Raw genomic sequence first — 11,791 nt, 5'->3', positions numbered from 1 at the left:
TTAATCCTTTAGGGCATGCAGGAGCCGGCGCTGCTGCAGGAAATCCACAAGCTCGCGGAAATGACCGGGGCCGAGGTAGCGGATTTTTGAAGCTTCATCGGCTCCTAGATCGCAAACGTCGCGAAGCGTGTGGAATCCGCATACCTGACAGCAGGCACGGAACTTTTTACTTAGCTCGGGAATGTCGGCAATGGGGAGTTTCAGGATGTCAGTTGGAAGTGGAACGATCATGGCTTTAAAACAGCTGCGGGCAACCAAACTCCCGCAACCGAACCGCTGCTAACGGCCTACGCAAAGAATCTGGCGCCCGCATGACCGGGCGTCCAGCAGATTCTTCTTCGCGTAGTGTAAATTTTAGCAGTATTTCGGTTGCGAGAAAAATAGCTGTCGCTATAGTTAATATGTTAATTCAATTTTTATCTAATCAATTATTGTGCTTTTTAATACAAATCTATTAAAACCTTAACTCGTCGCTAAGGTACGAAATTCTAGCCCGTAGCACCAATACTTACTTATGAAGAAACAACGACTCATCATCCTGCCCCACGATGTAAGCATGGTTACGGGCAAAAGCATCCGCGCATCCCAGCGTTTGCTCAAAGACATCCACTTTGCGCTGGGCAAGCTGCCCCACCAGCCGGTGTCAGTACGGGAATTTGCGGATTATATGGGATTGAAGGCGGAAGAGGTGGAAAGGGTGATAGGATAGTTTAATTATTCGCTATGGGGTACCGAATTGCTTCGGGATATCCATGCTTGCATGTAAAATACGCACTACTTTAATCCCGTATTTCATAACACGGTAAAATATCACATGTCTTCTATACGCGAAACTCATCAATCCTTTTCTTACTTCCTCACGTGATCGACCAGATGCGGGATAATTACCCAAAAAGTCAAGGCGTTCTTCAAGCCCGTTGAGATACTTTACAGTTTGTTGTTCACCAAACTTCAGCAAGGTATAATCGTAGATATCATTTACATCTTTTGTCGACGCAACTGAAAGTCGATAACACTTTTTGGTATCTTTCATCTTTTAGCCCGTTGGCGAGACGCGATGATGTCCTGGACGGTATCATTTGTTTCTGGGCTCTCCCAACCTGCGGCAATTTCGATGCGCAGCTCTTCCAACATTCTGCGTCTATAGTATTCATGCAATCGCAATGCATCCCTCACCACCTCACTTGCGTTTTGATAATCGCCTGACGCCAGCTGGCTTGCAATATACTTTTCTTGCCGTTCAGTGAAACTAATATTCATGATAGTTCAAATTTAATGTCCAATAATAGCAAATATAGACAATTCAAAAATAAAATTAAACAAAAAAACCGCCCCCGTTTTCCGGGGGCGGTCTGACTATCGGCGGCGAGATCTACGCAGCCGATGGAGCGCAAAACTCACCACGAAGCTGATGATGGCACCCACAGCGGCAAGGATGGCCGTTTTGAGCAGCTCATCGGCACCGATTTGGGGCATCACACTCAGCAATGTGCCTCCAGCCGTGCCAAGCTTGAGGTCATGGCGTGCCATGGGCCTCCACTCCGTCGTCCTCGTCGGCCGTCGCATCAACCAGCGAACCGGGCTGCGGGTCTAAGCTTTCCCAAATACCCAACGCCAAGCTGAGGTACTTGGCTGCGGCCACGACTTTGGGCGGTAACCGTACCGGCGACGCGGCAACCAACTGGCTGGCCAGTTGCAGTCCCTGCCGCAAGGATACCCACCAAGGTACTGCCGGCTGCCCACTCGACGCCTGGACAGGCGTGGCATCCGCCGCTCCCCGAGGGGCGGATGCCGGTTTGCTGTGTTTAGTCATCATCAACGACCACCGATTCCTCCACAACCACGAGCCAAGCCTCCTCTCCGGCATCAAGCACCGGATAAACGAGATCCTTCAGCCGCTCCAGGGCTACCCGGCTGTAGCTGCCAACGCCGGGCGCGGTACACTTGGTAACCGGAGCAATGCATCCCTGCAACTGCGTAAGGGCATCGTTGGCCGGGTGGATGAGAATACCCTCGCGCCCCGGCACGTTGGCTACGGCCAGCTGCTCGCCCCAACGGGAATGCATGCGCTTTACCAGACGGTAGCGCCCCTCCGGAATGCAGCTGATGAACCGACGGTTGCCCCGCCAGGGCAGCTCGATACAGGCGCATACCACGCGGCCTTCATACGTGATCTCGCCGTTGGTCCCCCCGGCGTGATAGCGGCGCTTCAGATAGAGCGTCATCATGCCACGTCGACCCGGAAGATGTCGATGGGATTGTACGCCCCGTTGTTGAGCGGATAGGGCTTACCGTTTACCTCCTGGTAAAAGGAAATGCCGAACAGCGCAAACAAAGGAAGCTCACTCGCTGGAGGCAACTCCACCGTCAGCGTGACCCCCGCAAACGATTCGGCCATCAGTAAGCTGGTTTCGCTCTCGGCGATGGCCATGACCGATCCATTACCCTCGCCTTCGGTGTCGAAATCAACAACGGCTGCACCGAAATTGAACTGGAAATGCGTGGCACCTTGGGGTGCAGCGATGGTCAGCTTGGGCACCAGTGACGGGATGTCTAGCGCCACCGTACCCGCAACGCGGTCAACCGTGCATTGCGGCTCGAGGAAGAGCGTATTGGTCAACGATGCAGCCGCGTTGAACCCAAACTGGCCGAGCAACCCGAGATTGCCGGGCAATACACGCCGCTCGCCGCGGTCACTCACGGCATCCGCCTTAACCACCCGCATCACCCGGCTGAAAAGCCGACCGGGCATCTTGGGGTCGTACGTGAGCAGGATCATCGGCCGCAGGGTGTCGCGCAACCGCTTGGCCGCGGCCGCCCCGGTGGCAAACTCAGCGTTGTTCTCGCGCGTACGCTGATAGTTGGGGTCCGTGGCAATGCGCTGGGGGTCTACACCCTTCGCCTGCCGTGCCTGGTACCCATCTTTGGTTTTGTAAAAGGTCAGATCCCCGATCTTTCCTTTTAATTTAATGATACTTTCCTGTTGTGCCATGATAAGATCATTTAAACAACAGTACAAAGATCGGCGGAAGCCCAAAAAGCCTTGTCGCGGATGTCGCAAAATGACGCATTTGTCGCGAAATGACGCATTTGTCGCGAAATGACGTTTTTGTCGCCGGATGATGCATTTATCAGATCGCTGCCAGCGTGCGAACTCCTATCCCTCCCACCCCTATTCGCTGGCCGGGGCAAATCCCTGCGCTATCCCGGCAATCGCCTACCCTATCTCGGCAAAAACTGCAAAAGACGGCGTTTTATAGAGAAACCATCGGGAAGGCGTCGGGATAAAACGTATTTTTGCCTTCACTATGGAAAATCAGCAAGAGACCGTTGAATCCTCGGCCCAACTGGAAGGATACGTCCGGGAAGAACTGACCATTGACGTTGTCAAAACCCAGTGGCAGGCCATTGTGTATGCACTGCCGTTTTTGGTGTTGTTTAGCGCGGCGTATTTCCTGCGGTGGGGACCAACCGTACCCGATCGCATATCCGAGGCGCTCACACTGCCGGGGATGCAAAGCACCGGCCTCAGCATGCTGATCGTGCTGGTATTGGGCATTGTGGCGCATGAGCTGATCCACGGCGCTACCTGGGCGCTGTTTGCCAAACAGGGTTTCCGCTCCATCCGTTTCGGCATCATGTGGAAGTACGCGACGCCTTATTGCCACTGCAAAGAGCCGTTAACCGTACGGCACTACATCATCGGCGGCATCATGCCGGCCATCCTAACCGGTTTCCTGCCATGTATCGTCGCGATCTTCACCGGCAGCCTGTCCTGGCTGGCCGGCGGCTTGTTCTTCACACTTGCAGCGGGGGGCGATTTCATGATCATCAACCTATTGCGCAAGCTGCCCATGAACAGCCTCGTGCAGGATCATCCGGAAAAACTGGGGTGCTATGTGTATAAGAAATCGCTTTAAAACGTTTCTCGAAGGCTGTCGCATTTCGATACGTGCAACTATAGCAACACTGTGCACATTTAAACGTGCATTTCGCTAAGTTGATGCATACGCTGATCAGGCTAACGCATTCCTTTTGGTGTTCCACCGCCAGCCTCTCCTGGCTCGCGGGAGGCCTGTTCCTAACGTTCCCCCCGGCGACGATTTCATGATCGCAATCTATTGCGCAAACTTACGGAGGATACCTTGGTGCCAGATCTATCGCACATATTATTCTTAAGGATTCTAATTTCATATAGATGATTTTCTAATTAGGACTCAATTTTTTGCTATTTTCGAGTCGTATTTTTTTTGATCTGAGTAGTTGTGAGTAGTTCAATTTTCTGAATAAATAAATGTTTCAATTTTCTTTGTAGAAGAAAAATGGGTACAGGAGGAAGTACTTAGACACTTTGCTTGCTAGCTACGTTTGATATCTACCATTGTCATATAAAGCATCGAATTGCGGTTTTTATTCAGAAGGACGGAATTTAGGTAGTTCGAAAATTATCTAATTGTTCATGTTATAATTGAAAAGTATGTTGAAAAGCAAAAAAGACTATGCCGATAACGAAAGCCTTGATATCAATGAAGCATCAGACTACCTCCCCGACTTAGGACACCTGGTTGAACTCGCGAAAGGAGGGAGCCCGGCATTTCTTACGGAGTTCTCAAAGAGATATCCCGAAGTGCTTAATAAGTTGCTTACGAAAGCGCCGACGCTTATCGGCAAAGAGCTTGAACTATGTGCCTATCTGCATTTACAGTTTGCCACTAAGGAAGTTGCCTATTGCACGAACTGCACCGTCCGTTCTATCGAAAACAGAAAGTACCGTGTTAGAAAAAAACTTGGACTGAGCGGCAAAGTCGATCTAGTCGCATGGATTATCAGTCTTTAAAAGACGTGCTCTTGTTAAACATCGACCTGCTCATACGCGAATTCTACAATAACCCGTTTTAAATCTAGAGGCAATCTGTTAATTGTCAATTTTTTATCGCTGATTATAAGCTAGTTAGACACACGTCTTACGAAGTGAGTAATAGTGAGTAGCTACATATTCTTTCTCCTTTCTTTTCCGCTGTACTTTTACAATACTATCTACCTCTGAAAAATGATTGACATGAGTGAATTAACAAATTGCGGATCTGATTGCTTCGCAATCAGCCCGATCGCCATTACTCCGTTTAGTTTGCCTATGGCTGCGGAGCTAACTCTTCATTCTTACGTAATGAAGAAACTTCGTGTTACGAAGAACATAATAAACATGTTGTTTCACATCCAAAGGGCTTGCAGTGTCTATCGATACCATGAGTAGTGAGTAGCGGATTCGATAGTCTCGACCGGCATACTTTCAATTTTGGTCCACGTATGGATTGTTTAAAGCACTGGTCGGTCGCACGAAAAGATTTATACAAGCCCTTTGAAACCATACTTAAACCGGCATATACCGGTGGTTAGGGCTTGTCCGAATTAACCACAACGTTTGCCTGCAAAATAACTAGTGCGATTAGCACGTCAACGATAAGCTGATTAAGTTAACACTTTTAAGAATGAGCAAAAAACTACTTCTCACGCTTGTTTCCGTATTCATGATGGGAGCGGCGTTTTCACAACAGAAAGTGAAAGATGGTACAGTAGGCGGCAACATCTCGCCCAATGACGACGCTGTCTTAGAATTGGAAAGTGCCAATAAAGGGCTGCTACATACACGTGTTGCTCTGGTCGGCGCTAACAATTCTGCACCGTTGAGTAGTCATGTGGCGGGGATGATGGTCTACAATACGGCAACGACAAATGACGTTGTCCCCGGCATATATTACAATGACGGATCTAAATGGGTTTTAGTAGGCGCGACCACTAGTTCAACTGTCTCTTACAACCCGGCGACATATGAGTTTTCGTATATAGATCAAGGCGGTGTTTCACAAGTGGTTAACCTGCAAAACATTGTTCAACAAACCGAAACGGTGACGTTGTTGATAGATGACGGTGATGGGACGTACACTTACTACAACGAATCGGCAATAGACGCTGAAGGCAACGTCATACTAGGTTCGGGTGTCACGATTGATATCCCCAATAGTGTCATCGAACATTTCGAACAAATCGTAGCTAACACTGAGGTACACAACAAGCTGATTGAGATCGCGCGAGAATATGGCGGCAATGTAAATTATAATGGCAACGAGTTTACATACTTCGATGAGAACGGTGTTGCTCAAACAATCAACTTTGAAAATTTAGTGAAGGCAAACGAGACCGTGACTACCCTTGTTAGCAATGGCGGCGGCTCTTATACATACACTAGTGAGGACAACACAGTTACGACGGTCGACGTTCCGGGTGATGTGGTGACCGAGCTCCAGGACAACACCAGCAACACCTACAACGAGGTTGTCTCGATCATCAATAACCAGATCGTGGCCAACACGGACGCGCTGGTGGACAACGGCAACGGGACCTTCACCCATACGGCAGCCGATGGCACCGTGGCGACCTTCGATGCCAATACGACCACGGTCACCGATAACGGTGACGGCACGTATACCATTGTAAACGCGGATGGCACGACCGTGACGGTTGACGTTCCGGGCGATGTGGTGACCGAGCTGCAGGACAACACCAGCAACACCTACAACGAGATCGTCTCCATCATCAACAGCCAGATCGTGGCCAACACCGATGCGCTGGTGGACAACGGCGACGGAACATTCACGCATACGGCAGCCGACGGCACCGTGGTGACCTTCGATGCCAATACCACTACGGTCACCGACAACGGGGACGGCACCTACACCATCGTAAACGCGGATGGCACGAGTGTTACTGTTGACGTGGTTGGCGACGTGCTGACGGAGATCCAGGACAACACCAGCAGCACCTACAATGAGATCGTCTCCGTCATCAACAGCCAGATCGTAGCCAACACCGATGCGCTGGTGGACAACGGCGACGGAACCTTCACCCATACGGCAGCCGACGGCACCGTAGTGACCTTCGATGCCAATACCACCACGGTCACCGACAACGGTGATGGCACGTATACCATCGTCAACGCGGACGGCACGACCGTGACGGTTGATGTTCCGGGCGATGTGGTGACCGAGCTGCAGGACAACACGAGCAACACCTACAACGAGGTTGTCTCCATTATCAACAACCAGATCGTGGCCAACACCGATGCGCTGGTGGACAACGGCGACGGCACGTTCACCCATACGGCAGCCGACGGCACCGTGGTGACCTTCGATGCCAATACCACCACGGTCACCGATAACGGTGATGGCACCTACACCATCGTCAACGCGGACGGCACGACCGTGACGGTTGACGTTCCGGGTGATGTGGTGACTGAGCTGCAGGACAACACCAGCAATACCTACAACGAAGTTGTCTCCATTATCAACAGCCAGATCGTGGCCAACACCGATGCGCTGGTGGACAACGGCGACGGAACATTCACCCATACGGCCGCCGACGGCACCGTGGTGACCTTCGATGCCAATACCACTACGGTCACCGACAACGGTGACGGCACCTACACCATCGTCAACGCGGACGGCACGAGTGTTACTGTTGATGTTGTAGGCGACGTGCTGACGGAGATCCAGGACAACACCAGCAACACCTACAACGAGATCGTCTCCATCATAAACAGCCAGATCGTGGCCAACACCGATGCGCTGGTGGACAACGGCGACGGAACATTCACGCATACGGCAGCCGACGGCACCGTGGTGACCTTCGATGCGAATACGACCACCGTCACCGATAACGGGGACGGCACGTACACCATCGTCAATGACGACGGTACGAGTGTTACTGTTGATGTGGTAGGCGACGTGCTGACGGAGATCCAGGACAACACCAGCAACACCTACAACGAGATCGTCTCCATTATCAACAACCAGATCGTGGCCAACACCGATGCGCTGGTGGACAACGGCAACGGGACCTTCACCCACACGGCAGCCGACGGCACCGTGGTGACCTTCGATGCGAATACGACCACCGTCACCGATAACGGGGACGGCACGTACACCATCGTCAATGACGACGGTACGAGTGTTACTGTTGATGTGGTAGGCGACGTGCTGACGGAGATCCAGGACAACACCAGCAACACCTACAACGAGATCGTCTCCATTATCAACAACCAGATCGTGGCCAACACCGATGCGCTGGTGGACAACGGCGACGGTACGTTCACCCACACGGCAGCCGACGGCACCGTAGTGACCTTCGATGCCAATACCACCACGGTCACCGATAACGGGGACGGCACCTACACCATCGTCAACGCGGACGGCACGAGTGTTACTGTTGATGTGGTTGGCGATGTGGTGAGCAACATCCAGAACCTGGGCAGCATCTACAACGAGGTCATCGGGCTGATCGAGGCCAACGGCGGGGACCTGGTGGATAACGGCGACGGTACGTTTACCTATACCCCTCCGGGCGGCACAGCGGTTACATTTGATGCCAAGGGTACGCTTGTAAACAACGGGGATGGTACCTATACGTTTACGGATGCCGGAGGCACGGTCACGACGGTCGACGTTCCGGGCGATGTGGTGACCGAGCTGCAGGACAACACCAGCAATACCTACAACGAGGTTGTCTCGATCATCAATAACCAGATCGTGGCCAACACCGACGCGCTGGTGGACAACGGCGACGGTACCTTCACCCATACGGCAGCCGACGGCACCGTGGTGACCTTCGATGCGAATACCACCACGGTCACCGACAACGGTGACGGCACGTATACCATTGTAAACGCGGACGGCACGACGGTGACGGTCGACGTTCCGGGTGATGTGGTGACCGAGCTGCAGGACAACACCAGCAACACTTACAACGAGGTTGTCTCCATCATCAATAACCAGATCGTGGCCAACACCGACGCGCTGGTGGACAACGGCGACGGAACCTTCACCCACACGGCAGCCGACGGCACGGTGGTGACCTTCACTATCCCTTCGGATGTTGCCGCGGCAAACGGATTGAGTATAGACGGAACTTCAGGAGCTGTCGAACTGGGAGGTGCCCTTACTGAGCCAACTGCCATAACCACAGATGCCACGAACACGCTAGCGATAACCGGACTAGGAGCCGGTGACGCGCAAACAAACCAAGTGATGTCAGTAAATCCCATTGGCGTACTGCAAACCATAGAAGTAGAAGACCTTGCTATCGAGCCTTGGTTGCGCCAGAGCGACGCCGAAAAAGCTACCGCAAATACCGATGATATTTACATCATGGGCAAAGTCGGTGTAGGTACCAACGATATGCTGGCCACTGCCAACCCAGATGTGATGCTAGCCGTCAATGGCGCTATCCTCACGACAAATTCCATTTATGCCGACTACGTATTCGAAGACTACTTTGAAGGACGCTCGGAGTTGAACGCCGATTACAACTTCAAGTCATTGAAAGACGTCGAGCAGTTTATCAACGAAAACAGGCACTTGCCGGGCATTACCAGCATAAACGGATTGCAGAAAAACGAAAACGGGGAATACCTATTCAACCTGTCTGAACTATCTATACAGGTGTTGGAAAAGGTAGAGGAACTATACCTGCACACGATAGAGCAACAGCGTCTGCTGGATAGTAAGGAAGAGGAGATCAAGGATCTTCGTGAACGGGTGGAACGCCTGGAAAAATTATTGCTCGGAAAGGAAGCGGCCAATTTGAAGGAGAACGAATAATAACCGTCAGCACTCAAAAAGGACATGAATTTAACAAAAGGTATGACCATAAAAAAACTGCTGCTTTTAATCTATACAGGTGTAGCGCCGGTCTTTTTAAATGCCCAAGTGGGAATTGGAACCACACAGCCGCAAGCTGCATTGGATGTGAGATCGGAAAGCAGCGGTGTCCTCATCCCCCGTATGACCGCTGCTCAGATTGAACAGATTGCGGGCCCAGATGAAGGTGAGTTGGTTTTCAGCACGACCAATACGGGAACGGTGGTTAACCGTATAGGCTTTTGGTACTATAATGGGAGCGGCTGGATGCCGATCATCGCCAGAAGCAGCACGGGCGATAACCTATACAACACAGATGGCGACCTAACGTCTGACCGTACAGTGATGATGGGGGGTTACGATGTAAATATTGGTCCAACGAACTTGGTCATCAAAGGTGATGATGGATCCGTAGGGGTCAATACTGACCAGCCCACCGAAAAGCTAGATGTCAACGGTCAGCTGCGGATTCGTGAACTGGCCGAGGGAAACTTGGTGACCACCGCTAGCGGCATGCTCGTGATTGACGAGGGTGCGATGCATCGGTACGGAGACGTCCGTTTCTCATACCTTTCAACCGATCACGATGGATGGTACTTGCTTAACGGCCGGACGCTAAGCGCCTTGCCTGCCGATGCACAAGCAAGAGCTGCCAATTTGGGCATCACCTCGAATTTACCTAATGCGACAGGGCTTTATGCCAAGCAGGGTGCTCCCGGAACCATAACCGGCGCTACCGATGTAACCCTCGCCACGGCCAATATGCCCGATTTTACCCTCAGCGGGACTACAACGTTCAGTTCGCACTTTCACGGCTTCGTTAGCCCGGGATTTAGCGTGATACGAGGTACAAACGCTACGAACGTGGGAACATCGCCGAGCGCTTGGTCGTGGCAATTGGCAGGAGGATCTGCGCCGGGATCGGTGTCAAGAAGCCGTACGTATACTTCTTCTGAAAATGGGGCGCATAGTCATACCATAAGCGTTTCAACCGGCGGAAGTAACACGCCTATTCCATTGAATCCGACGTTTCTCCAACTCAATTATTTTATCTACCTCGGGAAATAGAAGTATATGAAAAGCGTTTTAACTTTATGTTTTTTGTCGGCCATAGCACTTTTTGCGGAAGCTCAAACCGGCATTAATAATCCTGCTGCTCAAGCTGCGCTCGAAATTAGCTCAACCGAAAAGGGTATTCTAATCGCAAGGATGACAGCCCTACAAGCGGAGGCTATCGCTACCCCACATATAGGGGAGCTTGTTTATGCAACGACAGCTGATGGGACAGTGATTACACATACCGGTTTTTGGTTCTACAACGGGGCGGAGTGGCGCCCGTTCAGCGACAACCCTGCGCCTCCGGAAAATATTTACGTCAGCGATGGGACATTGACCGCCGACCGAACGGTGGGTTTGGCCGGCCATAATCTCCATTTCGATGCCGACAAACTATCGATGCTTGCTGCAGACCAGCGGGTGGGTATCGGCGAAGCGAATCCGGTAACTACGGTGGATGTGAGTGGCAATGTAAGGGTTCGCAGCCTTTCAGAAGGCAACGTCGTTGCATTGTCAGATGGCACGCTGGCGGTAGGGCCGAAGGTGGCATATGGCACGATCAAAGAGTCCTTGCGCCAGGACGATCACAACGGCTGGTACCTGCTAGACGGCCGAGCCATTAATACGTTGTCGGCGACTGCCCAGGCGAATGCCTCGGCCATTGGTCTCAGTGGCTCCTTAGCGAATGCCAATAGCCGCTTAGCGCGTCAAGGAGCACCCCTTTTAGCAGGTGGTGCAAACGCATTTGCACTGACACAGGCCCACCTTCCCGCATACAACATGACCGGCACAACAAGCACCGCCGGTGCACATACCCATAGCGTTACTCCCGGCGGGCATGGAATGACTTACGTGGCTGGTGGAAATGCAGCGCTACTTGATGCCGGTGGTACGGTGGCCGGGACAACGAATGTGGCACTGCCGTCCGCAGGTGCACACACGCACACCGGCTTTGTCAGTTCAGGGGGTAGCGGAACCGCTTTCAGTATCATTCCGGAAAGTATAACCTTTACCTATTTCATCTATTTAGGCGAATAACATGG

General features: G+C 51.9%; 13 protein-coding genes. 6 read left to right on the top strand and 7 right to left on the bottom strand.

All coding sequences use genetic code 11. The features are described 5' to 3' along the window. Positions 1-231: a hypothetical protein gene (locus ACFQRK_RS19275; protein ID WP_379009636.1), complete on the bottom strand. Its 231-nt coding sequence runs from the start codon at positions 229-231 to the stop codon at positions 1-3. Between the two features lie 283 nt (positions 232-514). Here ACFQRK_RS19275 and ACFQRK_RS19270 point away from each other — a divergent pair, with 283 nt between their 5' ends. After that, positions 515-709: a hypothetical protein gene (locus tag ACFQRK_RS19270; RefSeq protein WP_379009633.1), complete on the top strand. Its 195-nt coding sequence runs from the start codon at positions 515-517 to the stop codon at positions 707-709. A gap of 12 nt (positions 710-721) precedes the next feature. Here ACFQRK_RS19270 and ACFQRK_RS19265 read toward each other — a convergent pair whose 3' ends face one another. From ACFQRK_RS19265 to ACFQRK_RS19240, 6 genes are all read right to left on the bottom strand, one after another. After that, positions 722-1,033, bottom strand: coding sequence for a type II toxin-antitoxin system RelE/ParE family toxin (locus tag ACFQRK_RS19265; RefSeq protein WP_379009632.1), 312 nt, complete (start codon positions 1,031-1,033; stop codon positions 722-724). Then, positions 1,030-1,260, bottom strand: coding sequence for a type II toxin-antitoxin system ParD family antitoxin (locus ACFQRK_RS19260; protein WP_379009630.1), 231 nt, complete (start codon positions 1,258-1,260; stop codon positions 1,030-1,032). Before ACFQRK_RS19260 ends, ACFQRK_RS19265 begins: the two co-directional genes overlap by 4 nt. A gap of 96 nt (positions 1,261-1,356) precedes the next feature. Then, complete coding sequence (locus tag ACFQRK_RS19255) at positions 1,357-1,530, bottom strand: hypothetical protein (RefSeq protein WP_379009627.1); 174 nt, start codon at positions 1,528-1,530, stop codon at positions 1,357-1,359. Next, the gene (locus tag ACFQRK_RS19250; protein WP_379009625.1) at positions 1,517-1,816 is read right to left on the bottom strand and encodes a hypothetical protein; all 300 of its coding nucleotides are present in this window, start codon (positions 1,814-1,816) and stop codon (positions 1,517-1,519) included. The genes ACFQRK_RS19255 and ACFQRK_RS19250 overlap by 14 nt, the downstream gene beginning before the upstream one ends. Then, on the bottom strand, positions 1,806-2,225 hold the full coding sequence (locus ACFQRK_RS19245; RefSeq protein WP_379009684.1) for a DUF5675 family protein: 420 nt from the start codon (positions 2,223-2,225) through the stop codon (positions 1,806-1,808). Before ACFQRK_RS19245 ends, ACFQRK_RS19250 begins: the two co-directional genes overlap by 11 nt. After that, entirely contained in the window at positions 2,225-2,992 is a 768-nt protein-coding gene (locus ACFQRK_RS19240) for a hypothetical protein (protein WP_379009622.1), read from the bottom strand. Before ACFQRK_RS19240 ends, ACFQRK_RS19245 begins: the two co-directional genes overlap by 1 nt. Positions 2,993-3,308: 316 nt before the next feature. On the opposite strand from ACFQRK_RS19240, the gene ACFQRK_RS19235 reads away from it, so the two are divergent. The 5 genes from ACFQRK_RS19235 (at position 3,309) to ACFQRK_RS19215 (ending at position 11,786) form a co-directional block, all read left to right on the top strand. Continuing rightward, entirely contained in the window at positions 3,309-3,920 is a 612-nt protein-coding gene (locus ACFQRK_RS19235) for a DUF3267 domain-containing protein (protein ID WP_379009620.1), read from the top strand. A 557-nt stretch (positions 3,921-4,477) separates the two neighbouring features. Then, positions 4,478-4,837: a helix-turn-helix transcriptional regulator gene (locus ACFQRK_RS19230; RefSeq protein ID WP_379009617.1), complete on the top strand. Its 360-nt coding sequence runs from the start codon at positions 4,478-4,480 to the stop codon at positions 4,835-4,837. A 652-nt stretch (positions 4,838-5,489) separates the two neighbouring features. Further along, complete coding sequence (locus ACFQRK_RS19225) at positions 5,490-9,653, top strand: beta strand repeat-containing protein (protein WP_379009615.1); 4,164 nt, start codon at positions 5,490-5,492, stop codon at positions 9,651-9,653. Positions 9,654-9,695: 42 nt separating this feature from the next. Continuing rightward, positions 9,696-10,760 (top strand): hypothetical protein, encoded by a 1,065-nt coding sequence (locus ACFQRK_RS19220; RefSeq protein ID WP_379009612.1) that lies wholly within the window; start codon positions 9,696-9,698, stop codon positions 10,758-10,760. A 6-nt stretch (positions 10,761-10,766) separates the two neighbouring features. Next, positions 10,767-11,786 carry a hypothetical protein gene (locus ACFQRK_RS19215; protein WP_379009610.1) on the top strand — a complete coding sequence of 340 codons (1,020 nt, stop codon included), beginning with the start codon at positions 10,767-10,769 and terminating at the stop codon, positions 11,784-11,786. Positions 11,787-11,791: the final 5 nt, after the last annotated feature.

Source organism: Parapedobacter sp. GCM10030251 (genome assembly GCF_042666505.1).
In the GTDB taxonomy this organism is placed as follows: Bacteria; Bacteroidota; Bacteroidia; order Sphingobacteriales; family Sphingobacteriaceae; genus Parapedobacter.
Note: the sequence above shows the minus strand (reverse complement) of the source record. Positions and strands in the feature narration are given on the sequence as shown.